This window comes from Agrobacterium rubi TR3 = NBRC 13261, assembly GCF_000739935.1.
Taxonomy (GTDB): Bacteria; Pseudomonadota; Alphaproteobacteria; order Rhizobiales; family Rhizobiaceae; genus Agrobacterium; species Agrobacterium rubi.
Window position 1 is genome coordinate 40,995 of sequence record NZ_BBJU01000020.1, and the last position, 26,353, is coordinate 67,347.

General features: G+C 57.9%; 23 protein-coding genes. 9 read left to right on the forward strand and 14 right to left on the reverse strand.

What is annotated here, in order from left to right; all coding sequences use genetic code 11:
* Position 1 precedes the first annotated feature (1 nt).
* Entirely contained in the window at positions 2–922 is a 921-nt protein-coding gene (locus tag RRU01S_RS16100; RefSeq protein ID WP_045231313.1) for a DUF1499 domain-containing protein, read from the reverse strand.
* 315 nt (positions 923–1,237) lie between these two features.
* On the opposite strand from RRU01S_RS16100, the gene RRU01S_RS16110 reads away from it, so the two are divergent.
* Complete coding sequence (locus tag RRU01S_RS16110) at positions 1,238–1,507, forward strand: hypothetical protein (protein WP_045231389.1); 270 nt, start codon at positions 1,238–1,240, stop codon at positions 1,505–1,507.
* On the opposite strand, the gene ppdK is transcribed toward RRU01S_RS16110, so the two are convergent.
* From ppdK to RRU01S_RS16140, 6 genes are all read right to left on the reverse strand, one after another.
* Positions 1,504–4,230 carry a pyruvate, phosphate dikinase gene (gene ppdK, locus RRU01S_RS16115; RefSeq protein WP_045231315.1) on the reverse strand — a complete coding sequence of 909 codons (2,727 nt, stop codon included), beginning with the start codon at positions 4,228–4,230 and terminating at the stop codon, positions 1,504–1,506. The genes RRU01S_RS16110 and ppdK overlap by 4 nt on opposite strands.
* Before the next feature lie 206 nt (positions 4,231–4,436).
* Complete coding sequence (locus RRU01S_RS16120) at positions 4,437–6,344, reverse strand: HAMP domain-containing methyl-accepting chemotaxis protein (RefSeq protein ID WP_412674295.1); 1,908 nt, start codon at positions 6,342–6,344, stop codon at positions 4,437–4,439.
* A 526-nt stretch (positions 6,345–6,870) separates the two neighbouring features.
* Positions 6,871–7,908, reverse strand: a complete 1,038-nt coding sequence (locus tag RRU01S_RS16125) for a hypothetical protein (RefSeq protein ID WP_131367800.1) — start codon at positions 7,906–7,908, stop codon at positions 6,871–6,873.
* 480 nt (positions 7,909–8,388) lie between these two features.
* Positions 8,389–11,853: a chromosome segregation protein SMC gene (gene smc, locus RRU01S_RS16130; protein WP_045231317.1), complete on the reverse strand. Its 3,465-nt coding sequence runs from the start codon at positions 11,851–11,853 to the stop codon at positions 8,389–8,391.
* Positions 11,854–11,925: 72 nt separating this feature from the next.
* Positions 11,926–12,606: a DsbA family protein gene (locus RRU01S_RS16135; protein ID WP_045231318.1), complete on the reverse strand. Its 681-nt coding sequence runs from the start codon at positions 12,604–12,606 to the stop codon at positions 11,926–11,928.
* 136 nt (positions 12,607–12,742) lie between these two features.
* A complete protein-coding gene (locus RRU01S_RS16140) occupies positions 12,743–13,252 on the reverse strand; it encodes a DUF721 domain-containing protein (protein ID WP_045231391.1) in 510 nt (169 codons plus the stop codon).
* A gap of 80 nt (positions 13,253–13,332) precedes the next feature.
* Here RRU01S_RS16140 and mutY point away from each other — a divergent pair, with 80 nt between their 5' ends.
* From mutY to RRU01S_RS16155, 3 genes are read left to right on the forward strand one after another with little or no spacing between them, the layout of a single operon-like run.
* The gene (gene mutY / locus RRU01S_RS16145; RefSeq protein ID WP_045231319.1) at positions 13,333–14,433 is read left to right on the forward strand and encodes an A/G-specific adenine glycosylase; all 1,101 of its coding nucleotides are present in this window, start codon (positions 13,333–13,335) and stop codon (positions 14,431–14,433) included.
* Entirely contained in the window at positions 14,433–15,044 is a 612-nt protein-coding gene (locus tag RRU01S_RS16150; protein ID WP_045231320.1) for an HAD family hydrolase, read from the forward strand. Before mutY ends, RRU01S_RS16150 begins: the two co-directional genes overlap by 1 nt.
* Entirely contained in the window at positions 15,041–15,577 is a 537-nt protein-coding gene (locus RRU01S_RS16155) for a hypothetical protein (RefSeq protein ID WP_052816102.1), read from the forward strand. The genes RRU01S_RS16150 and RRU01S_RS16155 overlap by 4 nt, the downstream gene beginning before the upstream one ends.
* 426 nt (positions 15,578–16,003) lie before the next feature.
* Here the strand turns inward: RRU01S_RS16155 and RRU01S_RS16160 are convergent, their stop codons facing one another.
* Positions 16,004–17,149, reverse strand: coding sequence for a site-specific DNA-methyltransferase (locus RRU01S_RS16160; RefSeq protein WP_045231321.1), 1,146 nt, complete (start codon positions 17,147–17,149; stop codon positions 16,004–16,006).
* 366 nt (positions 17,150–17,515) lie between these two features.
* Between RRU01S_RS16160 and RRU01S_RS16165 the strand changes: the two genes are divergently transcribed.
* Complete coding sequence (locus tag RRU01S_RS16165) at positions 17,516–18,598, forward strand: hypothetical protein (protein WP_045231322.1); 1,083 nt, start codon at positions 17,516–17,518, stop codon at positions 18,596–18,598.
* On the opposite strand, the gene RRU01S_RS16170 is transcribed toward RRU01S_RS16165, so the two are convergent.
* The 3 genes from RRU01S_RS16170 to RRU01S_RS16180 form a co-directional block, all read right to left on the reverse strand.
* Positions 18,588–19,034, reverse strand: coding sequence for a DUF1284 domain-containing protein (locus RRU01S_RS16170; protein ID WP_045231323.1), 447 nt, complete (start codon positions 19,032–19,034; stop codon positions 18,588–18,590). The genes RRU01S_RS16165 and RRU01S_RS16170 overlap by 11 nt on opposite strands.
* The gene (locus RRU01S_RS16175; RefSeq protein WP_045231324.1) at positions 19,031–19,609 is read right to left on the reverse strand and encodes a biotin transporter BioY; all 579 of its coding nucleotides are present in this window, start codon (positions 19,607–19,609) and stop codon (positions 19,031–19,033) included. Before RRU01S_RS16175 ends, RRU01S_RS16170 begins: the two co-directional genes overlap by 4 nt.
* A 180-nt stretch (positions 19,610–19,789) precedes the next feature.
* The gene (locus RRU01S_RS16180; RefSeq protein WP_045231325.1) at positions 19,790–20,470 is read right to left on the reverse strand and encodes a GntR family transcriptional regulator; all 681 of its coding nucleotides are present in this window, start codon (positions 20,468–20,470) and stop codon (positions 19,790–19,792) included.
* A 161-nt stretch (positions 20,471–20,631) separates the two neighbouring features.
* Between RRU01S_RS16180 and RRU01S_RS16185 the strand changes: the two genes are divergently transcribed.
* The gene (locus RRU01S_RS16185) at positions 20,632–21,321 is read left to right on the forward strand and encodes an HAD family hydrolase (protein ID WP_045231326.1); all 690 of its coding nucleotides are present in this window, start codon (positions 20,632–20,634) and stop codon (positions 21,319–21,321) included.
* Between the two features lie 66 nt (positions 21,322–21,387).
* Here the strand turns inward: RRU01S_RS16185 and RRU01S_RS16190 are convergent, their stop codons facing one another.
* The 3 genes from RRU01S_RS16190 to RRU01S_RS16200 all read right to left on the reverse strand — a co-directional run bounded on the left by RRU01S_RS16190 (position 21,388) and on the right by RRU01S_RS16200 (position 22,769).
* On the reverse strand, positions 21,388–21,768 hold the full coding sequence (locus RRU01S_RS16190; protein ID WP_131367801.1) for a type II toxin-antitoxin system PemK/MazF family toxin: 381 nt from the start codon (positions 21,766–21,768) through the stop codon (positions 21,388–21,390).
* On the reverse strand, positions 21,762–22,085 hold the full coding sequence (locus tag RRU01S_RS16195; RefSeq protein WP_045231393.1) for an AbrB/MazE/SpoVT family DNA-binding domain-containing protein: 324 nt from the start codon (positions 22,083–22,085) through the stop codon (positions 21,762–21,764). Before RRU01S_RS16195 ends, RRU01S_RS16190 begins: the two co-directional genes overlap by 7 nt.
* A 129-nt stretch (positions 22,086–22,214) precedes the next feature.
* Entirely contained in the window at positions 22,215–22,769 is a 555-nt protein-coding gene (locus RRU01S_RS16200) for a PilZ domain-containing protein (RefSeq protein WP_234936165.1), read from the reverse strand.
* A 230-nt stretch (positions 22,770–22,999) separates the two neighbouring features.
* On the opposite strand from RRU01S_RS16200, the gene thrC reads away from it, so the two are divergent.
* The 3 genes from thrC to RRU01S_RS16215 are packed head-to-tail and all read left to right on the forward strand — an operon-like array spanning position 23,000 to position 26,350.
* Positions 23,000–24,400, forward strand: coding sequence for a threonine synthase (gene thrC / locus RRU01S_RS16205; protein ID WP_045231328.1), 1,401 nt, complete (start codon positions 23,000–23,002; stop codon positions 24,398–24,400).
* Between the two features lie 16 nt (positions 24,401–24,416).
* The gene (locus RRU01S_RS16210; RefSeq protein ID WP_045231395.1) at positions 24,417–25,712 is read left to right on the forward strand and encodes a M16 family metallopeptidase; all 1,296 of its coding nucleotides are present in this window, start codon (positions 24,417–24,419) and stop codon (positions 25,710–25,712) included.
* A 47-nt stretch (positions 25,713–25,759) separates the two neighbouring features.
* On the forward strand, positions 25,760–26,350 hold the full coding sequence (locus RRU01S_RS16215) for a GNAT family N-acetyltransferase (RefSeq protein ID WP_045231329.1): 591 nt from the start codon (positions 25,760–25,762) through the stop codon (positions 26,348–26,350).
* The last annotated feature ends 3 nt before the right edge of the window (positions 26,351–26,353 follow it).

Below are 26,353 nucleotides of genomic sequence, written 5' to 3' on the forward strand. Positions count from 1 at the left end.
CTCAATTGTCGTTCAAACCCTGCATTTCTGCATCCAGCGCGTCGAGATAGGCGTCTGCTATCTCTGCGCCCATGCCGAGATCGTGTGGGCCGAAGCGGGAGGCGACGCGGACGTCTACCAGCGTGGTTTCGGTATCTTCGCGCAGGCGGATGAGCACATCGAAGCGCAGGCCCCAGATCAGCGTGCGCGTTTCGCCTTGCAGAAGAACCACGCCGCTGCCGTTGAAGAAGGTCGGCGCTGGTGCCTCTGCAGGCCGGGCCATCGGCACGGGCACGTTGGTCGGCAACTCATCGATCGGCGTGTCGCTGACACTTTCGTTCTGATCCTGCTGCGGCACGCCCGGTTGCACATCCGGCAGTGAGCCGATCAAGCCCTCGGTATGCGCAATGCGGATGCGTTGTGCTTTCGCCACCTTGCGGGCGGCGGTGTAGACGCGGTCGATTGCGCCTTCGTAGCGGTGACCGGCAAGGCTCGGATAGGCAGCCATCTGCGCATCTCGATCTGCCTTCGATACAAGCGCCGGACGCGGCAGCCATTGTTGATTGGCGACAGGGATGGAGAGCCAGTTCGGCGCATCCACGACATCTGTCGATACATCGTAGATGTGGGGTTTCTGCCAATAGAGAAACGCTGCAAACGCCACGACACCGAGCGGGATCGCTGCGAGCAGAATGGCGTAAAGCGACCACAACCCACCTTTGGCGCCCGCAGCCCACAGGCGCTGCAAGCCGACCATAGCGAGCAAGAGGGCAGCGGCAGCGATGGCGGCGGAAATGAGGGTGAGCGAGATGAAGTCCGGTAATGTCAGCGGACCGAAGCGGTGAAGCGGTGCGGCGATGAGGAACACGACGAGCGCCGACAGCCCGAGATACCGAGACAGATATGCCGCATAGGACACGGGCCGAACGAAACGCACAGTCATAAAGCGGCACCTGGCTTGGCATATCGCTGCTGCAACCGCTGAGCGGACTTGCACGACATGCCGTGGTATCTTTGTTGAAGGCGTTTCGCGCGAAGGTTCTGGTCCGCAAGGAATCGCCGGGTCTGTCCCGTCATAATGCGTTTCAGTGCCGAAGGGAATCGATCCGTCCTCTGATCGACGCACCACAAACACTTTCGTGCGACCTGTTTCATGGACGCAACCTTTGCCGCACCGCAGACTTTTCTAGAAGCTCAAACAATCGTATCAGTGAAGCGCAAAGCAGCCGCAGTCGCTGCTGCCAAGGGAGTTATCAACATGCGTGTTTCCATTGTTCTCGGTGCAGTCGCAACATTGCTGGCGCTATCGTCCTGCCAGACGCTGAGCCCGGAGGAACGGCGCGCACGTGACGAAACGACCTGCCGAGGTTATGGCTTCCGCCCCAATACGGACCAGATGGCCGGTTGCCTGCTGGATCTCGACCTCGACCGACGCGCGGATGCGCGTGCTTGGCAGGCACAATCCAGCCGCGACATGTTCTATCGCCCTGTTGTGGTGGAACGCCGCATCATCGTGCAGAACCGCTAGACCTTCGCCGGAATCGCCCTGAGAGGCACGACCTTCGACACGGTTTCGGTGTCACGCTTTTGCGCCATGGCGAGCGTTGCCTGCGCCGCAGATAGCCGCGCGATCGGCACGCGGAAGGGCGAGCAGGACACGTAGTCCAGACCCGCATCCTCACAGAAATGGATCGACGCTGGGTCGCCGCCATGCTCACCGCAAATGCCGAGTTTCAATTCTGGCCGCGTCTGGCGTCCACGGTCGGCGGCGATGCGGATGAGTTCTCCGACGCCATCGAAATCCAGTGAGACGAAGGGGTCTCGCTCGATGATGCCTTTGCGCTGATAGGTCTCGATGAAGCGTGCGGCATCATCGCGGGAAATGCCGAATGTCGTTTGCGTCAGGTCGTTGGTGCCGAAGGAGAAGAATTCGGCGGCCTCGGCAATCACATGGGCACGGAGAGCGGCACGCGGTAGCTCGATCATGGTCCCGGTGAGATATTCCAGCGTCACGCCGGTTTCCTGCGCCACGGCTGCGGCGACGCGGTCGATGACGGCGCGGACATAGTCCAGTTCCGAACGAAGACCAACGAGCGGCACCATGATTTCCGGCACGACGGGTGCGCCGGTCTGGCGTGCGGCTTCGACGGCGGCCTCGAAAATGGCGCGGGCCTGCATTTCTGCAATTTCGGGATAGGAAATGGCCAGGCGGCAACCACGATGGCCGAGCATGGGGTTGAACTCGTGCAATGCATCCAGCCGTTGCCGGAACAGCGTCTGCGACATGCCCATGGCCGCCGCGACCTCCACGATTTCGCCATCGGTCTTGGGCAGGAATTCGTGCAAGGGTGGGTCGAGTAGGCGAATTGTCACCGGCAGGCCGTGCATGATGGAAAACAGGTCGGTAAAATCCTGCCGCTGCATGGGCAGCAACTGGTCGAGCGCGGCACGCCTGCCCTCTTCGTGTTCGGCAAGGATCATTTCGCGCATCACTTGAATGCGGTCGCCCTCGAAGAACATATGTTCTGTGCGGCACAGGCCTATGCCTTCGGCGCCGAAGGCGCGGGCAGCGCGGGCATCGGCAGGTGTGTCGGCATTGGTGCGCACCGTCATGCGGCGGGTGGCGTCTGCCCATTGCATCAGCTTGGCGAAATCGCCTGACAGTTCCGGCTGCGTCATCGGCACTTCGCCCTTCATCACGCGACCGGATGACCCGTCGATGGTGATGACATCGCCCTGTCTCAGCATGCAGCCCACGCCGATCAGCACGTTGTTGCGCACATCCACCCGCATGGAGCCTGCGCCGGAGACGCAGGGAATGCCCATGCCGCGAGCGACAACCGCCGCATGGCTGGTCATGCCGCCGCGCGTGGTCAGGATGCCTTCGGCGGCATGCATGCCGTGAATGTCTTCCGGGCTGGTTTCCATGCGCACGAGAATGACGCGTCGCCCTTCGGCTTTCGCCGCAACGGCCTCATCGGAGCTGAAGACGATCTCGCCGGATGCCGCACCGGGCGAGGCCGGAAGGCCGGAGCCGATGATAGGGCGCTCGATGGAGGGATCGATGGTGGGGTGCAGCAACTGATCGAGCGACGAGGGCTCGATGCGGCAGATGGCTTCATCGGTGGTAACGAGACCTTCGGCCACCATATCGACGGCGATCTTCATCGCCGCCTTGGTGGTGCGCTTGCCTGCACGGGTCTGCAACATCCACAATTTGCCGCGCTCTATGGTGAATTCCATATCCTGCATATCGCGGTAATGGCCTTCCAGCCGTCCGCAAATCTCGATGAATTCAGCAAATGCCTCGGGCATCAGCTTTTCCATAGACGGCTTGTCGGAGCCGGAGTTTATGCGCGCCTCTTCGGTAATGGATTGCGGGGTGCGAATGCCTGCGACCACATCCTCACCCTGCGCGTTGACGAGGAATTCGCCGTACAGCTCTTTTTCGCCTGTGGAGGGATTGCGGGTGAAGGCAACGCCAGTCGCGGACGTAGAGCCGAGATTACCGAAGACCATGGCCTGCACGTTGACCGCCGTGCCCGAGTCGCCCGGAATATTGTGCAGTTGGCGGTAGGTGACGGCGCGGGTGTTCATCCAGCTCGCAAAGACGGCGCCGATGGCACCCCACAATTGCACCTGCGTGTCCTGCGGAAACGGTTCGCCGAGCTCGTCTTCGATCAGGCCGTTATAGAGCGAGACGATGTGCTGCCACTCATCCGCCGACAGTTCGGTATCGTATTCGTATCCAAGACGTCCCTTCTCATCCTCCAGGATTTCTTCGAAGATTTCGTGGTCGAGGCCCATCACCACATCGGCATACATCTGGATGAAGCGGCGGTAGCTATCCCAGGCAAAGCGGGCGTCACCCGAATCGCTGGCCAGCGCCTGCACCGTCTCGTCATTGAGGCCGAGGTTGAGGACCGTGTCCATCATGCCGGGCATGGAGGCGCGGGCGCCCGAGCGAATGGAGAGAAGAAGCGGTTGCGAGCCGGAGCCGAAAGTGCGACCGGTGATGGCTTCCATGCCGGAGATGCCGCTGGTGACCTGCAATTTCAGTTCTTCAGGCAAACAGCGACCGCCCTGATGGTAGCGCGCGCAGGCTTCGCTGATAATGGTCAGGCCGGGGGGAACAGGCAGGCCGAGGCTCGCCATTTCAGCAAGGTTTGCGCCCTTGCCGCCCAATATGGCGATGTCGCTCGCGCGTCCCTCAGCGATCCCATCGCCAAAGGTATAGACCCACTTTTTCATTCTACGCTCTCCACCCAGAAGCGTTCTTGTTTTTCAACCCTTTACAGCATTGTCATAGTGTTGGAAACGCCAGTTTTGGCAGGTTGCCACCGCAGTGCAGCATAAATACGGCGCAGGCGCCAGCGCTCATCATAAAAAACCGCCCGCGACGAGCACGGGGGGCATGGAAGGCATGATCTTATCTCAGGTCATTAAAGCCTTTCGGCTCAAAACTCTTCCCATTCGGATTTGACAGCGGCACCGCCGTTGAAGGCAGAGGCAACCTTGCGGCCCAGCGCACGGGCCGGAGACTGAACCGGACGTTCCGCCTGCGTCGCCTGGCGCGGTGCCTCGTATCCACCGCCCAGCTTGAACTGGCCCAGCAACTGGTTGAGCGAAGCGGCTTCGCGAGCAAGGCCGTGGCTGGCCGCGGTCTGCTCCTCGACCATGGCCGCGTTCTTCTGCGTGTCCTGATCCATCTGGTTCACAGCCGTGTTGATCTGCTGCAAGCCGGAAGACTGCTCCTGCGCACCATCGACAATCGCCACAACGTGACGGTTGATTTCCTGCACTTCGGCAACGATGGTTTCCAAGGCGCGACCTGTCTCGCCGACTAGTTGCACGCCCTGCTGGACCTGACCGTTCGACGTCGTGATCAAAGCCTTGATGTCCTTGGCGGCATTGGCAGAGCGCTGGGCCAGTTCACGGACTTCCTGAGCCACGACCGCAAAGCCCTTGCCTGCTTCACCGGCACGCGCCGCTTCCACACCGGCATTCAAGGCCAGAAGGTTGGTCTGGAAAGCGATCTCATCGATCACGCTGATGATGTTGGAGATTTCAGACGAGGACTTCTCGATCTGTTCCATGGCAATGACAGCCTTGCGAACCACATCGCCGGACTGTTCGGCACCGGTGCGGGCCTTGGAGACCAGCTGACCGGCTTCCTGTGCACGCTTGGTGCTGTCCTTCACCGTCGTGGTGATCTGCTCGAGGGCCGCTGCGGTTTCTTCGACCGACGCCGCCTGCTGTTCGGTGCGCTTGGCCAGATCGTCGGCAGCGGCGCGGATTTCATTGGCACCGGCGTCGATACCACGCGCGTTTTCGGCAACGCGAGACAGGGCCGATTGCAGCTTTTCGGCGGAGGCGTTGAAGTTGCTGCGGACAGCATCGAGATGAGCAGCGAAAGGCTGGCTGATGCGATAGGAGACATCGCCGTCCGACAGGCGCGACAGCGCATCGGCCAGGTTATCGACGGCAAAGCTGGTGTCTGCCGCTTCCTTGGCTTTCTGTTCCTCACGGGCAATGCGTTCCTTTTCGGACAGGCTGCGATTGGCATCGGCTTCATGTTCGAGGCGAGCGCGCTCGATGGCATTGTTGCGGAAGATGACGACGTTCTGGGCCATCTTGCCGATCTCGTCCTTGCGATCTGCGCCGGGAATCTCCAGATCGACATTGCCGGATGCGAGCGACGACATGGAACCCGTCATGCGCTGAATGGGCTTGATGACACCGCGAATGACGATGAGCACGCAGACCACCGCCAGCGCCAAAGCAATGGCACCGAGAATGGCCAAGGTGTGGACGATGAAGGATTTGAGGTCTTCACCGGCAACCATGCCGTCCTTGGCTGCGGTCAATTGAATGTCTATGAGTTTCGAGACGGACTCTCCCAAGGGATCGATGATCGAATAGAGCTGACCATCGGCGAAATTGCCGATCTCCTCCAGATTACCGGCCTGCAACAGCGTGATGATGCCCTGGATTTTCTGATCCGCCGATTGGCGCATGCTCTGAAATTCATCGGCCAGACGCTTCTCATCCACTGTCAGATAGGTAGCGGTATAATCCCTCCAGGACTTGTCGATGTTCTGCATCGCGCCACGGATGTTCTGGATACCCTGGTCGACGGTCAGGGAGCCGCCACTCACCTTGTGAACGGTATCCACAATCTTGACCGCGTAATCATCCGAAATGGATTTGAGCTGTGCCATGGGTATCACGCGGTCGGCGACAACGCTGCGCAGCAGCCTTGCTTCTTCATTCAGCGCGTAAAACGAAAAGACCGACGTCACCGCAAGTATTGCGACGAGGAAAAATATGCAGGACAGAAGTTTTGACCGAATAGACATGGAGATCCTCTTGAACGACGCATCTTCGCGACAATCGGACCGAGCCGAATAATGTCTGGCGATGTATGGATGCGCGATCAAAGAGTGATCTCGAAGTATTAATTAGATATGAAACACATCCTTTATGCTGATAATTTGAGCAGTTTGCGCGTGGAATGATCAGACTTAATCGTCAGGAAGAAATAATACCAATCAAGAGATGTATAATAATTATGCAGACGTCGCGGAGGCGCCAACTTCCAAGAGAGACTATAAGGCAGCACATCGCCAGGATGGATAAATAGTCAAATTTACGTTACGGAAGCTTTCGCATTCTGGCGTTTATTTTTGCGAAATCGTAAAAATAAATCGACGGAAACGAGTTGCAACGCCCTGCTCTGCCATGGTGACTGAAGAGGCGGACCATGGTGATGACGACACGCTTTTCGATGGAGGCTACCATCTTCTCCATGTGCGCGTACCCTCAAATATAAAAACCAAACCCCCCGCCTTGGTTCACGGCAGGGGATTTTTATGACGCGGGCGGGTTTCTTCAGAATTCCGCAGTGATCTTGATTTCGATCTGATGGTCTGCCTTGCCGGAGGCACCGGAATTGCGCTTCGCCGCCACCTCCACCTTCAGGTTCTTTGGTCGATCATAGGCCACACCGATTTCCGTGCTCCGTTCATCGCCGTAGCGGGTATGACGGCCAGAACCGCTCCAGTCGGATCCCGTGGGCTTGTAGCTTGCCCCGATCGAATGGCCGCTGACATTGCCACTCCTGCTGACATTGCCATCCACAGCCCATTGCCTGTCGGTGGACTTGTAGTCGGCACCCAATTGGCGCTTCAGCACGTCGCCATTTTTCTGAACAATGCCCTGCACGCCCCAACCGGTGTCTCCCGCGCGATACGCGGCATCCAGCGAGGCGTTGACCACATCGCCAGCCTTTTCGTAGCTTGCCTTGCCAGTAAAGCCGTTGCCGCCTCCGCTTACGTTCAGTGCACGCTTGGCCACATTCATGTGATTGTCGAGTGTGACGCTGCCATCGGCCTTCAGGGACGCCGTGTCAAAGCTCGTGTCGAAATAGAAGGTGGTGTTCTTGGAAGCGAGATCGGTGTAGACGCTCACATTCGGATTGATGCCATTGGTCTTCAACCCGATGACGCTGTTGCTTTTGGCATCCATCGTGATGAGCTTGCCGGGGTTGGAAATATAATTTCCGAGCAGCTTTTTCTGGGATGACGTGGGCTCGACAGGCTTTCCGGCAGGATCGAATGCGCCCATCGCCGTATAGTCCCGCGCGCCCACCCGGGAATTGATTGCGTAGAGCAGATAGCCGTCGCTGGTCATCCCGGCCACGCTCTGATGCTGGGTCCTGCGCAGATTATACTTCTCGTAGACGGAAAACGTTTCGTCGATGATGGCGTCCAGTTCGCGACCGCTGAGAACGACCGTCGCCTTGCCTTCGGAACCCGACAGATTCGGCGAGCTGGACAGCGGGATCGGCCGAAACACGGGGGGTGTGCTCTGGGCATTTGTGTTTGCAGAGGCCTGGCCTGTCGGCCGTGGTACAGTGGGTATTGCCATGATCTACCTTCCATGTTTGCGCACTTGGCGTCCGGTTCGTCTCCAGGCGGATAACCTCACCTTTCGCAGTCCCGACACCAGGTGCGGCTTTGGGGCTTTGGTGTTCAGCTCCCGAGAACAACCAGCCAGCCAACACATTCATATATTCCCCGCGCATCGACGTGCGACGAGGAACGATAATCGATGAGAATATCTGGCTGGAGGGCCAGATTTTCATGGAATGGACACGGGATCTACCGCACCCCGTAACCGCTGTGAAAATGCCTTACAAAACGTCTGATTGCAAACTTCTAGTGTCAGATTGCAATTAGCCGCCATCAATGCGGAGGAAAATGGCGCTCGGATGGCAAATTTCAACTTTTGGCCAATGTTTTGCAGCATCGCAGATCGGTGGGAGAAAGATGCCATGACGTAAATGCTGGCAAAGAAACCGCGGAAAGGCAGAAAATCAGGCTTAGGAGCAGCCTTCAGAGCTTCCCCTCAGACCGTTTCGATCAGTTTTTCCGCCATCTGCAAATCGACGGACACCAGTTGCGAAACGCCCTGCTCGGCCATGGTGACTCCGAAGAGGCGATCCATGCGGGCCATGGTGATGGGGTTGTGGGTGATGATGACGAAGCGCGTTTCGGTGGAGGCCACCATCTCGTCCATCAGGTTGCAGTAACGCTCGACATTGTGGTCATCCAGCGGTGCGTCCACTTCGTCCAGCACGCAGATCGGCGCGGGATTGGTGAGGAAGACGGCGAAGATCAGCGCCATGGCGGTCAAGGCCTGCTCACCGCCCGAAAGTAGCGTCATGGTCTGCGGCTTCTTGCCAGGCGGGCGGGCGAGGATTTCGAGGCCTGCTTCCAGTGGGTCGTCGGATTCGATCAGTTGCAATTCCGCCGTGCCACCGCCGAACAGGTGGGTGAACAACCGCTGGAATTGCGTGTTGACGATATCAAAGGCGGCAACCAGTCGCTCGCGACCCTCGCGGTTGAGATTGTGGATACCCGCGCGCAGCTTGCGCACGGCATCGATGATGTCGTCGCGTTCCTTGATCAGCGCCGCCAGCTTTTCAGAGAGCTCTGCCTGCTCCTCATCGGCACGCAGATTGACGGCACCAAGGCGTTCCCGCTCGATTTTCAGCCGATCCAGATCACGCTCGACATCGCGGATCTCGGGCATCGGCGCATCGACCGCTAGGCCCGTCAGGCGAAAGGCCATGTGAGGCTCGACGTTCAGCGCCTCGCGGATGCGATGTTCACCTTCCTGACGCTTCTCGCGGGCCGACACGAGGCGTTCTTCAGCGCGGCCACGTTTTTCGCGAGCTTCCGCCAATGCTGACAGAGCGATGGTGGCTGCGCGGTCTGCCTCGCGTTGCAGGTTTTCCGCCTCGACCAGCTGGTCGGCAGCGGCCCGCCGTGCTTCCTCGGTTTTTTGCAGTTGCGTTAGAAGATCGCGACGCTTCTCATCGAACTCTTCCGGCGCGATGTCCAGTTCGGCAAGCTCATCGCGCGCTTCATCCTCGCGTTCGCGCAGGGTTGCGATATGACCGCTGGCGCTGGCGGCACGGGCCTGCCATGTGGCACGTTCCTGCGCGATGGCATTGATGCGGCGCTGGCGTGCCTCGGCCTCCCGGTTCAGGCCTTCATGTTTCGCGCGAGCTTCGGCCACAAGGCTGCGGTCGGTTGCGACCTCAAGCTGGCTTTCGCGCAAGCGCAAATCGAGGTCGGAAAGATCCGCCGCGTCTTCCAGCTCGATGCGGGCATTTTCTTCCTGAACAGCGATGTCTTCGATCTGGCCGCTGATCTGGTTGATCGCTTCGGAAACGATATCGCGGCGACGCAGAAGATCACCGGAGGCGCGTTCGGCCATGGACAATGCATCCCGGGCTTCGACCAGTTGACGGGATGCCAGACGGCTTCGTTCCCGCGCATCGGCAAGCTGGCTTTCGACAAGGCGAATTTCATCGGCGCTGGCGGCAAGCTGCTCTTCCGCCTCTTCCAAGGCGTAGCGCGCCTCTTCCACTTCACTTTCAAGCTCGGCAAGACGGTTTTTCTGGGCAAGCCGCAGGGCTGCATTACCGGGCGCATCGGCACTGGTGATGTGGCCATCCCAGCGGAACAGTGCGCCGTCTTTGGTGACGAGGCGCTGACCGGGTTTCAGCGCGGGCATCAGGCGCTTGGCTTCATCAGGGCTCGAGACGATACCCGTCTGGCGCAGCGTGCGTTTCAGCGCATCCGGCCCTGCGACATGCGCAAGCAGGGATGTCACGCCATCGGGCAGCGCCGGATCAGCGGCACCTTCGCCGTTTGCGGTCCAATAGGCCGGGGCGGCAGGGTCGAGCGGGCTTTCGAGATCATCGCCCAAGGCGGCACCAAGGGCTGCTTCGAAGCCGCGATCCACCTTCAGCTCTTCAGCCACCGGCGTGAACGAGCCGGAGACGGCACCGGCGGCCAGCATTTTGGAGATGGTGCGCGCTTCGGTTTCCAGCGCGTTGAGGCGGCTGCGTGCCGCTTCCACCGGGCCACGCGCGATCGCTTCCGCAGAACGAGCCTCTGCTACCGCAGTTTCAGCCTCTTCCACCACGATCAACGCGTCTTCGACGGCGATTTCGGCGGCTTCTACGCTTTCGCGCTTTTCCGAAGGGTCCGGAAGGCCGGAGAGTTTTTCATCGATATTTTCGATTTCGGCAGCAGCGTCCGAGGCCTGACGGTCTAGCCGCGCCTTCCGATCGGCAAGATCGCGGATGGTGCGTTCCAGTTGGGTACGGTTGGCGGAGGCTTCGGCGCGCTCTGCGGTGAGGCTTGCGAAAACACGTTCGCTCTCGGCGAGCTTCGCGGCGGCCTCCTCGAAAGCTTCGCGGGTTTCTTCCGAGTAGCGGCCCGAGTCGGCCAGGATTTCGAGAATCTCGGCTTCTTCCGAATCCAGACGCGCGAGGATTTCGGCATTGTCAGAAACCATGCGCTCCTCGCGCTCTATATCCTCGCCCAGTTGCGCCAGACGACGGGCAAGCTCGTCGCGGCGGCGCAGTATGCGGTTGGTTTCCTCATCCAGTTGGGTGCGGGCGATTTGCAGGCGTTGCAAGGCGGCGGCGACCTTGGCTTCATTTTCACGCAGTTCCGGCAGTTTGAAGCTGGCAAGGCCTTGCGCCTTGGCAGCTTCCATCTGTGCCTGCGCTTTTTCGGCCACCAGATTGGTCGCCTGATTGAGCGCGCTTTCCGCCTCGCCCTCGGCCTGCTTGGCGTCCACCCAGCGGATGTGCAGCAAGGTCGCCTCACGGGCGCGGATATCCGCCGACAGCATCTTGAAGCGGTTGGCCTGACGCGCCTGCCGTTTCAGGCTTTCGATCTGGCTCTCCAATTGCGCCGTGACGTCTTCCAGTCGCTCAAGATTGGCCTCGGCGGCGCGCAGGCGCAGTTCTGCCTCGTGGCGGCGCGAATGCAGGCCGGAGATGCCTGCCGCCTCTTCCAGAAGCTGGCGGCGGGCCTGCGGTTTGGCGTTGATGAGTTCACCGATCCGCCCCTGCCCAACCATGGAGGGCGAGCGTGCGCCGGTGGAGGCATCGGCGAACAGAAGCTGCACATCCTTGGCGCGGGCTTCCTTGCCATTGATGCGATAGACCGAGCCGTTTTCGCGCTCGATGCGGCGGGTGACTTGGATTTCATCGGCATCGTTGAAGGCAGCGGGAGCAGTGCGGTCGGAATTGTCGAGGTAGAGGCCAACTTCGGCGGTGTTGCGTGCCGGGCGATTGCCTGAACCGGAGAAGATTACGTCATCCATGCCGGATGCGCGCATGTTCTTGTAGGAATTCTCGCCCATCACCCAGCGAAGCGCTTCGACAAGATTGGACTTGCCGCAGCCATTGGGGCCGACGACGCCCGTCAGACCCGGCTCGATGATGAACTCGGAGGGCTCGACGAAGGATTTGAAGCCGAGCAGGCGCAGCTTGTTGAACTTCATGCTGCGGCCCCGAGATCAAAAAAAACGGGCGCACGGAAGCATCCGTCGCCCGTCTTTATGAAGGAACGTTGATTACAGCAGGCTGTCGACAAGAGCCGACATGTTTTCAACAGACATGTCTCCAGCGTAGCGCTTTCCGTTGACGATGAAGGTCGGGGTCGAGTTGACGCCGAATTCCGTGGCACCGCGTTGCATCGTGGCGTTCACATCATCCAGAAGCTTCTGGTTCGTCAAGCAGGCCTCGAATGTCTCCTGTGAAAAACCTGCCAGTTTCGACATTTGCAGAAGTGCAGCGCGTGCATCCTGCGCCGTTGCCCAGCTCTGCTGCTGTTTGAAGAGCATGGAAATGAACGGGTAATATTGCTGCTCAGGTGCACAACGGGCCAGCATGAAGGCGGCAGCGGCACGCGGATCGAACGGGAATTCGCGGATCACGAAATAGACCTTGCCGGTATCGATGTACTTTTTCTTGATTTCATCAAAGGTCGTGTTGTGGAAATGCGCGCAGTGCGGGCACGTCATCGACATATATTCAACGATCTTCACGGGTGCGTTCGGATCACCCAGCGCACGGTCCGGCAGCGGGCCGGGCTTCATGACTGCCGTCATATCCACATCGCCGGACGATTCCGGCAAAGTCTGAGCAAGGGCAGAGCCCGGCGTCAGAGCGAATGGAAGGGCTGCGGCCACGGCGGCAAGGGCGATACCGCCCATAAGGTTGCGGCGGGTGATATTGAAGTCTGGAAAATGCATCAAGCACCTGTGTGTGAAAGACTGAAATTGTCTGCAATTGCGATATCGCGGCCACATGCTCAGAACAAGCGGCCATTTCTTCTCTTCTTGTCAAAGAATTGTGACCAGTCAAGGACTGCGTGGTCTGGGAACTGCGTCAAATGGTGCCAGAGCGGGTGCGCTTTTGCAAAACCGCGGTGCCAAGCCGTTCCACCGCCTTGCGCAAGGCTTCGTTTTCAATGCCGTCCATCATGCCTTCCAGCCGCTTGGCGGCATCGCCGCGCAGGGGCTGTGGCTTGGGCCGCCGGTTGAGCGTTCGCGACACCGGCTTTTGCACGATCCTGATCTGGCGCACGGCGGGAAAACCGAAAAAGCCGTTGATGCGGGAAATCAACTCGCCCTGCGCATGCGTCAAAAACAGCGCGCGCGCGCCTTCGCAAGCAATGGTCAGCACACCGGCCTGATACCCACCACGATCCGGCCCCTCGTCGCGTCGCGGCCATGTGATCTTTTCCGGGCGGGTGCAATCGGCAAAATCGCTTCCGGCAATTTCATCCCAAGACCCTAGCAAGGCCGTGCTGATTCCAGCGCGTTTCGCCAGCACCGGATCGATGATGCCGTTTGCGATTTCGGCAATCTGGATAACGCCTTTGCGGGGCTTTTTCATTTTCACCTCGTCAACTCGCGGCTTGATCGGCGCAAGCGGATGAACCAAGTATAGGCGCAATACGAGGACCACAGCAAACCATGCTTCATAAAATCGACAACCCTGTTTATGCCGGCATGCTGCTGGCATGGTACGACCGACACCACCGCGACCTGCCATGGCGCACATCACCACCGATGACCGCAAAGGGTTTGCGGGCCAATCCTTATCATGTTTGGCTGTCCGAGGTCATGCTACAACAGACCACCGTGCAGGCGGTGAAGCCTTACTTTGCCAAGTTTCTGGCGCTATGGCCGAAGGTCGAGGATCTGGCCGCAGCCCCCAGCGATGACGTGATGGCCGCTTGGGCGGGGCTTGGGTATTATGCCCGCGCACGTAACCTGAAGAAATGCGCTGAAGCCGTTGCCAATCAGCATGGCTGCGTGTTTCCCGACACCGAAGAAGGCTTGAAGAGCCTGCCCGGCATCGGCGATTACACGGCAGCAGCCATCGCAGCCATCGCCTTCAACCGGCAATCGGCGGTGCTGGATGGCAATGTCGAGCGGGTGGTTTCCCGCCTGTTTTGCATCGACGCCCCTCTGCCTGGTTCCAAAGGTGTGATGCGGGCGAAGGTCGCGGAGATTACGCCTGCCGACCGCCCGGGGGATTTTGCTCAGGCGATGATGGACCTCGGCGCCACCATTTGCACGCCAAAGCGCCCGGCCTGCGCGCTCTGTCCGTTCAACAACCACTGTCTGGCGCTAGCGCAGGATGAGCCGGAGCGCTTTCCGGTGAAGGCTGCCAAGAAGGAGAAGCCGGTGCGCGTCGGTGCAGCCTTCGTTGCGGTGAACGACAAAGGCGAGATACTGCTGCGTCGCCGGATCGAAACCGGCCTGCTAGGCGGAATGACGGAGGTGCCGACGACCGCATGGACGGCGCGGATCGATGGCGGCACCGGCACTGAGCACGCACCCTTCGATGCGGATTGGGAGGCAGCTGGTACGATCGTCCATGTGTTCACGCATTTCGAGCTTCGGCTATCCATTTTCCGCGCCAAGGTTTCCGGCAGCGTGAAACCGGGTGCGAATGACGAATGGTGGGAGCCGGTCACAAATCTTGATGCGCAGGCCCTGCCGACAGTGATGAAAAAAGCGATCGCGCAGGCTATTCCTCTCGCATTCGATAAAAGCAGGAAAAATTGATGACCAAGATCAATCACATCGTTTTCGACATCGGCAAGGTTCTGATCCATTACGACCCAAACATCCCCTACAGCCGCATCATTCCCGATGAGAAAGAGCGGGCATGGTTCTTCGAGAATGTCTGCACGCACGAATGGAACCTGGAGCAGGACCGGGGCCGCACATGGGAAGAAGCCGAGTCGCTGCTTTTGGAGGCTTACCCGGACCACGAAAAGACGATCCGCGCCTTTCGTCTGCACTGGCACGAAATGGTGTCGCACTCCTATGACGATTCGGTCGCCATTCTCAAAGGCCTGATCGCTTCAGGTCACGACGTGACGATGCTCACCAATTTCGCCTCCGATACCTTCCGCGAGGCACGGAAGATGTATCCGTTTCTTACCCTCTCACGCGGCGTGACCGTGTCGGGCGATGTCGGTCTGATCAAACCCGATGTTGCGATTTATGAATTGCATGCGCGGACCTTTGGGCTGGACCCTGCCAGCAGTCTTTTCATTGATGATTCGCCAGCGAATGTAGAAGGTGCTAAAATAGCAGGATGGGAATCGGTACATTTTACAGGTGCCGAGAAATTGAGAGCCGACTTGGCGAAATATGGGGTGATTTTTTGACGGACAATCAAAATAGGAACGCGCTCGTTTTGTATGAGGAAATCGTTGTTCCAAGTCCGATCATCATTCAAATCGCTAAAAGTATACCGCCCGAACAAAGCGACGTCTTTCAGTCATGGCTCCGGCAATTATTGCAGATAAGAAATCTTCCTATATCCAACGTAAAAAAAGGGGCAAAGGCGATAGCTTTGACACTGGATGTCAAACTTTTGTGGCCATCGGTTAAGCTGATAGCAGCCGAGATAAAAAGACATGGTTGGGATAACCGAAAAAGAAGCCATCGTGTGGGTCTTGGTGCAGCTGCCGTTAGCCTTGCCGTTTTTGGGAATCAGGCGGCAGGAATAGCAGCACTTGGGTCTGCGATCGGGGTGCCTCTGTGGATTGTGCTAGGTGCTGGATCGATGTTTGCAGACCAGCTCTTGAAAGAATTATCTGGAGCGCTGGCTGCAGGTAAAAAAACTTATGAAAATGAACTGGGATTTAAAGAAACGTATCGGGACACTATCGATCTGTCAGCAAATCCTGAAAAGTGATAGGGTAGCCAGCATCTGAGCTGAGAATGTCTGGTGCAGGCGAAAATGGCGGTCTTCTACCTGCACCAGTCCGGCCGCGAACGGCCAGATTTTTAAATCTCACGAACGGGAAATTTGCCGTCTTTCTTATTGTTGATCATGCCCTGCAAAACATCATGTCTGATGTCCGATCAGGCGTGTTGGCGGCTTGCTAGTGGCTCCCTTGGACGCAGTAGCTACAGAGCCATACTTGCTCCAGGCTTGCCATGCAATTGATATACTTAAGAAAATTCTATTATGATTAATAACGGATACACAGACGCCCAACGGTCAGGGATCGTCGGGCGTCTGTTCCTCTTCACCCGGGACTGAAGGTACTAAACCGGGTAAAGTATGCGCGGCGATGGACATCGCCTTGTGTTGGCAATGGCAAAGCGGTGGATCGCTTTATCCCGCCTTTGCCATTTCATTGCGGATCAGTGTTCTCAAATCATCGATCGGCTTCAAGGCCTCACCATCTTCATAGTGCCAGAAGGTCCAGCCATTGCACGCGTCCAAACCCTGTACCTTTGCGCCCAGACGATGAATGGAGCCTGCGGTACCGGCAGAGGCAACGGTGCCATCGGCACGGATGATGGCACTGTAACGGCGTTTCGCATCCGTCAGAACCTGACCAGGGCGAACCAGACCGCTTTCGAGCAGCACGTTGAAGGCAACGCGCGGCTCGGCCTTCTTGCCGGTCATCACGGTCAGTTCCGCCTTGCCCAGAGGCTCGACGGCGGCGATGCGTGCGGAGGCGGCATCGATATAGTCCTGTTCGCGCTCGATGCCGACGAAGTGGCGGCCCAGACGCTTTGCCACCGCACCCGTGGTGCCGGAGCCGAAGAACGGGTCGAGCACGACATCGCCGGGCTTTGTGGATGCCATGATGACGCGGGCCAGCAGGGCTTCCGGCTTCTGGGTCGGGTGGACCTTCTTGCCGTCATCGCCCTTCAGACGCTCGCCGCCGCTGCAAATCGGAAACAGCCAGTCGGAGCGCATCTGCACGTCGTCGTTGGATGCCTTCAGCGCTTCGTAATTGAAGGTGTAGCTTTTTGCCTTGGCGTCGCGGCTGGCCCAAATCATTGTTTCATGCGCGTTTTGGAACCGGCGACCCTTGAAGTTCGGCATCGGGTTGGTCTTGCGCCAGACGATGTCGTTCAGAATCCAGAAATTCATATCCTGAAGGATGGAGCCGACGCGGTAGATATTATGATAGGAGCCGATGACCCAGATCGTGCCATTGGGCTTCAAAACGCGACGGCAGGCTAGAAGCCAGGCGCGAGTAAAGGCATCGTAAGCTTCGAAGGATGCGAACTGGTCCCAATCATTGTCGACGGCATCGACCAGAGACTGGTCAGGGCGGTGAAGCGTGCCGCCAAGTTGAAGGTTATATGGCGGGTCGGCAAAAATCGCATCGACGGACTGGCTGGGCAGTGCCTCAAGTGCGGCCACGCAATCACCCTTGATGATGCTGTCTTTCCAGGCGTCACTGTCACCTGCAAGATCAAAACCGGCACGCCGAAAATCGGCCAGCGGAAACACTGATGCCATGGGTACTCGCTCCATACGCTTACTCAACTAAACTGATGCTTATGGTTACCGAAGTTGGTTATCAAAGGCTGAACGCGGGACGCAAAATCGTGCTAAGTGTGTAAAAAAATACGCTTACTGCTTAAAATGAGAGAGCGCATGCGGTTAAACTGTCCGTTATTAGATAAGCGCCTCATCACACAAAGCGTCCCATCATCGCTGCCAATCCAACCGCCATATCCCCGACTAAGAAGCGCATTTAGCGGTCGGACGAGATTCAATAGTGAGTAATGGAACCAGACGTCACTTTTAACGTTGTGATTTCGGAATTTTGCGCGCCATCTGTATGGTGGAGCCAGGGTTGAGGGTTGCAGGGGTAATTTCAGAATGCGCGTTTCTATCATTATTGTTTCCACGCTTTTTGCCAGCACTGCTTTTGCGCAGAGCGCGACGCCGCAGGCTCCCAAGCCGCAGGTCAACGTCAAGACCGATGCCATGCTCGTCAAGGGTGGGCCATCGCTGGGTGACAGCGACAAGGTGCGGTGGGATTTCTACAAGGCCGACAGCACCGGTGGCGCGAGTGACGAGAATGTCGGCGGCGCTTATGACGCGACATTCGAGGAGAAAATCCCGGTCGGCAAATATGTGGCGGTGGCAAGCCTCGGCAACATCACTCGCAATATTCCTGTCGAGATCAAGGATGGAGCGGTTGCCCAGGTGAACGTCGTGTTTGACGCCGCGCAATTGACCATTATTCCCAAGCGTAGCCAGGACAGCAAGGAAGCCGAGCCGCAGGCACGTGTCGATGTCAAGCAGGGCACTTTCAGCGACAGTATTTACGGTGCCAAGGAAATTTTCGTGCCTGCTGGCGAGCTAAAGCTTGAGGGCCGCATCGGCCCGACACGCGCTGAAGATACGATTACCGTTAAAGCGGGCGAAACAATCAGCCATGACCTCATCATCCCCAGCGGCGTCGTGATTGCGAACGCGGTTTACAAGGATGGCGGACGCGCGGTGGAAACCGACAATATTCGCTTCGAGACCGTTTCCACCGACGAAACGCTCGATGGTACTCGCGACACGCTGACCGGCACCTATGGCCCGGGGAAATTGATGCAGATGCCTGCCGGTTCCTTCGTCATGCGTGCGCGTCTGGGCAAGGTCGTCGTGGAAACGCCGTTCAGCGTGACAGCGGGACAGCGCACCAACGTGACGGTCAACCTCGATGCCGGTGTTCTGGCTGTGACCGCAAAGGATGCGCAGCGCATCGATATCCTGGAGACCACCAAGGATTTGCAAGGCACGCAGAAGGAAATTTCAGGTCGTTACGGCACCACGCATCAGGAAACCCTGCATCCGGGCAACTACTCCGTGAAGGTGACCTATGACGACAAAACCAAGCGCGAGCCAAAAGAAGTAACCGCCACGGTGACTGCCGCCGAGCGCACGGAACTGAATATTACCGACTGACAGCAGCCACCATCTGCGGCGCGATTTTTACGCCGCAGAAATCGGATGCGGAGACGCGGTCGCAAAGGTCTATCCATTCGCAACCTGAGCATGCGGATCGTAGATGACCCTGTTGAAAACCGGATCGAAGCTTTTCGATTAGGGCTCGGTCCGGTGTGATGCGGCTTCCAATTTCAAGTGTTTCGCCCAGCCAGCCACTTGCGACTGCCAAAGCGTGAGCGTCACGTGCCTGCACGCTGCTCCTGAAACAATGAGCGGTCTCGTCATCCAATAAAGGCGCGCAGATATCATCAGGGCCGGATATGATTTCGATCTCTTCTCCGCCATTCAGCCGCTCGGCAACACGGTCGTAATTGACCGTGAAGCTTTGCGTATAGCCTTTGCCCAGATAGGTCAGCATGCACAGCAGATGATGCGCCCTGAGACGAACCGTCACCGGGCAACCTCTTTGCGCGGAGCGAGAAGCTTGAGGACGGCAGCAGCAAGAGCTGATTTCAGTACCGCGCCGAGAATAAAGGGAGCAACGCCTGCGATCCAGGCTTTTTCAGCGCCCAGCAGACCTGCCAGCCACGCCCAGCCGAGAGCAAGACCCACAGCATTTGCAACGAAGTGCAACAGGAAACCAGCAACAGGGCGGTGACCGCTGATACCCTTTTCCGTCATGAAGCCTACAAGTGCGGCCATGATCGGGAAGGACACGAGATAACCGGCAGTCGGCCCGACGAAGGGCGCAAGACCGGATGAAACGCCCGCAAGAACCGGCAGGCCAAGCATGGCTTCGCCCAGCCATGCAAGTACCGTCAAGGTGCCGAGCCGCCAGCCGTAGAGAGCGCCGATCATCGTGACCGCAAACGTCTGCATGGTGATTGGGACCGGCACCATTGGCACCGCAATTTTGGAAGCCAATGCCAGCACCAGCGTTCCAGCGATGACGAAAAGCGCCTGCTGTACGAAGGATTTCGACGAAAGATCGAGAAAGCCGGATGGAGCATTGCGAATGTGAGCCGTCATGATGTCTTCCTTTTCAAATTATAGATAATTCTACAAAGACGACATAATTGATACCAGAAACCACTTCGAAATCCAGATAGCAACTTAAAGATTCACGCAACAGCAACCACTTCATGTGGATAGTCTTCACATAAATTCCATAAAATCAGCATGATAAGACAATTTTAAATTATCTATAATTTATCCGACGATTGCGAAGGCGTCGCGAGTCGAGCCCGTTGGCGTGCGAATTGCCGTTCGGCCAATCCACTGAACGTGTCCATCCAAAATGCGGATTGCCTCTTCTGCGCGCCTGCCGCGCAAAGCATCGATAATGGCGCGGTGATCAGTATCTGTGCGTCGTTCCCACCCTGCCCGCCAGGCCGAAAACAGAAATCGGGCGCTTGCGGCATGCAAGCCGTCGATGGTTTCCATCAGCCTCGGCATGTTGCAGGGTGCGGTAATCAGCCGATGGAAGCGGCGGTTCGCCTCTTCCCATTGGCGCACATCCATGGCCCTGTCGCCCGCAAGCGTGGCCGCTTCTGCCTCGTCCAATATGGCAGCGGTCAAATTGGGGATGGCATGGCGCAGCGCCAGCACCTCCAGTGCCGCGCGCATCTCTGCCACCTCCTGCACATCAGCCAGACCGAAATCCGCCACCCGCACGCCCCGGCGTGGAATACTGATGGCCAGCCCCTGCGCTTCCAGCCGACGGAAGGCCTCGCGCACCGGCACGTGCGAGGCCCCGAACTCCTCGGCGACATGGTCCTGGCGCAGCCGTGCGCCCGGCGCCAGCTCACCGCGCACGATGCGGTCAGCCAGCGTGCGGCTGATTTTTGCAGCAATGGTGTCTTCGGGTTTGATCTTTGGAGTTTTAGCCATGGCCTGACATAAAGCGCCGCAGGAAACTTGTCGAGCAAGGCTGCACCCGTGCAAGGCTCGTTTGCAGTGCCATCGGTTGAGCTTACCGCCCACATGGTCTAAAAGCGCGCCAATATTCGGTATCCAACGTTTCCTCCATACTCAATCGCGAAGGAGAGCCCATGAGCGGCTTTGACCTCATCATTTTCGACTGCGACGGCGTTCTCGTCGATTCCGAAATCATCGCCGCCCAGGTGGAATCTCGCCTGCTGACGGATGCCGGCTACCCGATTTCGACTGAGGAAATGGGTGAACGCTTCTCCGGCATGACGTGGAAGAACATTCTTCTCGAAGTCGAGCGTGAAGCCATCATTCCGCTGTCCGCATCGCTACTGGAGAAATCCGAAAAGCTTCTGGATGCGCGGCTTGAGCGTGACGTAAAGGCGATCGAAGGTGTCAAGACCGCGCTGTCGCGTCTGACGCTGCCACGCTGCATCTGCTCCAACTCCTCCAGCGCCCGGCTGGAGATGATGCTGACCAAGGTCGGCCTCAAGCCCTATTTCGAAGGTCACATCTATTCCGCCAAGGATCTGGGCGCTGACCGCGTCAAACCCAAGCCCGACATCTTCCTCCACGGCGCCCAACAGTTCAACATCTCACCGGACCGCGTCGTCGTCGTTGAGGATTCCGTGCACGGCATCACCGGTGCCCGCGCCGCCGGCATGCGCGTCATCGGCTTCACCGGCGCATCACACACCTACCCCAGCCACGCCGATCGCTTGACGGATGCCGGTGCTGAGACGGTGATTGCGCGTATGCAGGACCTGCCTGCAACGATCGAAGCGCTGTCTGAATGGGCTGGCGTGGCGTGATTACCGCGTAGCTCTCATGTTAGAACAAAGATCTCGCATGAGAGCTGTGGCTTGAGGCAGATGGTGTTACTCTTGGTCCGGCACTGCAAAAACGAGACCAAAGATGGGGGCAAACCGCTCTAGCACTTCTGCAAAAACATCATCCGGCACCTTGTCTTTGGACTTCTCCGCATTCCGGTTTCGCCAGTCCATTGATTTCACCTGGTCGATCTGGATGACACCTGTGGTGCTTGTACCCGCACCGATCAATGATATTGCAAATCCGTTGCTGCGAGAGGCGGTGCCAGTCGTGGTAATGGGCGCGATGAATGCAAAGCCTGTTGCCATGTTGAACTTGAACGCGGACAGAATAAGCCCAGCATGGCGACCGCGTTGCTCTTTGCCTGCAGACGGCTGCATGTCGAGCCACCAGATTTCGCCAGGTGCCGGAATGTTAGGCCTTACCAAACTTCATTTCCCACCGCTGGCGCATTAACCCACGCTTCTTGCTCCGGCGTCAAAGGCGAGTTTGCGTCGTGCCCATTAAGCAATTCATCGAGCGTGTATTTGGGCTGACGAACCTTTATCGTTCCAGAGGAGCTCGGCGCAGCCTCGGCAATAACCTGTCGTCCTCTCACAGAAACGATCATCTCCTGGCCTTCGGTAAGACCTAGCATATTGCGAGCGGCAGCCGGTACCGTGAGAACCAATGATCCACCAGCCCTTTTCAGCTTGGATGTCGTCGAAAAATCTTTTCGCGCTGATTGACCCTTTATCGCTGCCATGAGCTTCGCCTCCAAAATGTAGAACATTTGTATAACATTGAGAAGAACGTGTCGCAAGCTCTTGGCAAGGCAGAAAAGGCTGGCATAAACACAGGGCTTTGGGCGAAAACCAGTCGGCCTCCAGAATAACTAACCGCGGCGGCCCTTCTTAGAGCCGGCCTTCGCTGCACCGTCATCAAACGAGATGAACACGTTGGTCTGGCGCGATGCGCCGCCGGGCGCATTGGGAATGGCGACGTTGGGGTTGTTGAAGATGAATTGCGTGCCCGCCTCGCCTGCTGGAACGTCGACCGGGAAGTTGGTGACCTGCGAGAAGATTTCGCCGTCGCCGTCTTTAACGGTTACGCGGATAGGAAGGTTGACGCGGCCGGGCTTGGAGAGCGGACCGGGAACGAGGCGGCCCTGGGCGAGAACGTTGACCGTCAGCGTTGCGTCATTCATGCTGCAAGAGCGCGTGGTGTCCGACAGCGACGCCTGATAGACCAGTTTGGACGGGTCGTCCTTGGCGCCGCCCGCATAGACACGGCGCACGGCAGTACCATCGAGAATGGTGATCGGCGGGCAAGTGGCCTGAACCACGGGTGTAACGGCCTGAGCGGCGGGTGCATTCACTGCCATCGAATCCGATGGATTGGACGAGTTGCAACCTGCAATCACTGTCAGCAGCGATATCGTGGCGGACAAACGCAAAATATTCCCTGTCACTCTGTTCAACCCTTCAAAAACTATCCCGATACAGGACCAGAGAACCCATTTATTGGCCTTTCATGCCTGTCGGCGATGGTCTATAGCAGCGGCGCTGGAAAAAATCGATTGGTTGCGCTCGGATTTGCTTGAATTTTGCAAATTGCTGTTGAAACGCCCCAAATCCGAAGTTTCCAACGGATAGGCTACTGACGACAAGGGACCATCTCGTGGAATATGTATCGACCAGGGGCAGCGCCCCATCGCTGGGTTTCTCCGACGCGCTTCTGGCGGGTCTGGCGCGTGATGGCGGGCTGTATGTTCCGCGCAAATGGCCGACCATGTCGAAAAAGGAAATTCGTGCGATGCGCGGCAAGTCCTATCAGGAAGTCGCCTTCGAGGTTCTCTACCGCTTCACCGGCGGCGAAATTCCAGCCGACACCTTCCGCGCGATGATCGATGATGCCTATGCCACCTTCCGGCATCCGGCGGTCGTGCCTCTGGTGCAGACCGGCCCCAACTCCTTCATTCTGGAGCTTTTCCACGGCACGACGCTCGCCTTCAAAGACGTGGCGATGCAGCTCATTGCCCGGCTGATGGATTACACGCTGACGCAGCGCAACGAGCGCGCGACCATTGTTGGCGCCACGTCCGGTGACACCGGTGGCGCTGCGATCGACGCCTTTGCGGGCCGCGAGCGCACCGATATCTTCATCCTCTTTCCGCATGGCAAGGTCTCACCGGTGCAGCAGCGTCAGATGACCAGCTCGACCGCGTCCAACGTACATGCCATTGCCGTTCACGGCAATTTTGATGACTGCCAGAACCTCGTCAAAGAGATGTTCAATGACGGGAAGTTCCGCGATAGCGTCAAGCTGTCGGGCGTGAACTCCATCAACTGGGCGCGCATCATGGCGCAGGTGGTCTATTATTTCACCGCGTCGCTGTCGCTCGGTGGTCCGGATCGTAAGGTCTCTTTCACGGTACCGACAGGCAATTTCGGGGATATTTTTGCGGGCTACGTTGCCAAGCAGATGGGTCTGCCTATCGACAAGCTGGTGATCGCCACCAATGACAACGACATTCTGGCGCGCACTCTAAAAACCGGCCGTTACGAAATGCGCGGCGTGCACGCAACGACGTCGCCTTCGATGGACATCCAAATCTCCTCCAACTTCGAGCGCCTTCTGTTCGAAGCCTATGATCGCGACGCCGGTGCCGTCAAACGCTCCATGGATGGGTTGAAGCAATCGGGTGCTTTCGAGATTTCCGACAAGGCGATGAAGTTTATCAAGCGCGATTTCCGTGCCGGTCGTGCGACTGAAAAGCAGGTTGCCGCCACCATCAGACACACGCTTGCCGAGAGCGGTTACCTGCTTGATCCGCACACGGCCTCTGCTATTTTCGTTGCGAAAAAGCATGAGAAATCAAACACTCCGATGGTCACCTTGTCCACCGCACATCCGGCGAAATTTCCCGCCGCTGTAAAATCCGCTTGCGCAATCGATCCCGCCCTTCCAGTATGGCTGTCTGATCTGATGAACCGGGAGGAGCGTTTCGACATTCTGGATGCTGAGCTGAACGCCGTGGAAACATTTATCGGCAAACATGCTCGCGCCAAGAGTGAGTGACGCGGAAAGACGTGATATGAGTGTAAATGTAACCCGGCTTTCGTCCGGGTTGACCGTCGTTACGGAAAAAATGCCGCATCTCGAAAGCGTAGCGCTCGGCGTGTGGATCAAATCCGGTTCCCGCAACGAGACGGATGACGAGCACGGCATCGCGCATCTTCTCGAGCACATGGCGTTCAAGGGCACGGCCCGGCGCACGGCACGGCAGATTGCCGAGGAAATCGAGAATGTCGGCGGCGAAGTCAATGCCGCGACATCGACCGAAACGACATCCTATTACGCGCGCGTCCTGAAAGACCACGTACCGCTCGCTGTCGATATCCTTGCGGATATCTTGACCGAGTCTGCCTTCGAAGAGGCCGAGCTTGAGCGGGAAAAGAATGTCATCCTTCAGGAAATCGGTGCTGCCACCGATACGCCCGATGACGTGATCTTCGACAATTTCTCCGGTGTCGCCTATCGCGACCAAACCATCGGCCGCCCTATTCTTGGCACGCCGGATACGGTGCAATCCTTTACGACCGGCCAAATCCGCCATTATCTGGCCCGTAATTATACGACCGACCGCATCTTCGTGGTGGCCGCGGGTGCGGTGGATCACGATAGCTTCGTCAAGCAGGTCGAAGAGCGTTTCGCTGGCCTGCCGCAGATGCCAGCCGCAACGCCGGTGATGGAAAAGGCAATCTACACTGGCGGCGAAATTCGCGAAACGCGTGATCTCATGGATGCGCAGGTGCTTCTCGGCTTCGAAGGCAAAGCCTACCACGCCCGTGATTTCTACTGCTCGCAAATCCTGGCCAACATTCTGGGCGGCGGCATGTCTTCGAGGCTGTTTCAGGAAGTGCGTGAATATCGCGGCCTGTGCTATTCGGTCTATGCCTTCCACTGGGGCTTTTCCGATACCGGCATTTTCGGTATTCATGCCGCCACCGGCAGCAGCGATCTTCCGGAACTGGTGCCAGTGATTATCGACGAGCTTCGCAAGTCGTCGCAGACCATCCATCAGGAAGAAATCGACCGCGCCCGTGCGCAAATCCGTGCCCAGCTTTTGATGGGTCAGGAAAGCCCTGCGGCCCGCGCCGGGCAGATCGCACGACAGATGATGCTTTACGGTCGGCCCATTCCCAATGATGAAATGATGCAGCGTTTGGGGGATATCACCACGGGACGTTTGACCGATCTTGCAGGACGTCTGTTTTTCGATACAGTTCCGACGTTATCTGCCATCGGCCCGCTGGAAAACCTCTCGCCGCTTTCGGATATCACGGCAGAGCTGACCGCAACGCCGTCCGTCAAAATGGCAAACGGCTAACGCCCAGGGGCAAGTATCCGTGGCAAGTGGATGAGGTCTGACCTTACATGCTGCGTTTTCTTTCCCGCAACAGCGATACGCCGGAACTTCGCAATGCTGATTATCTCCTGAGATTGCCGCGCTATTCCGATTACCGGCAATGGTATCAGCTGCGCTCGGAAAGCCGGCTTTTCCTGCAGCCATGGGAGCCGACCTGGCGCAGCGACGAGCTGACCGAGAGTTCGTACCGGGTGCGAGTGACGCGCAATTCACAGGAATTTTCCTCCGGCATGGCGGCGTCACTTCTGCTGTTCAACAACGAGCAGACGCTTCTGGGCGGCATCACCATTGGCTATATCCGCCGAGGGGCGGCGCAAAGCTGCATGATTGGATATTGGATGGGGCAGCCATATGCAGCCCAAGGCCATATGTCTGCCGCATTAAAGCTGGTAATACCCTACATCTTCAACGGACTTCAGTTGCACCGTATTGAGGCAGCCTGTATTCCAGAGAACTTCAAAAGCATACGGCTGCTTGAAAACGCCGGATTTCAGCGGGAAGGTCTCTTGCGGGAATATCTGAAAATTAACGGCGAGTGGCGGGACCACGTCATGTTCTCCCTCATTTCCGACAAGCAAAATCCCGGCGGGACGCAGTAGATT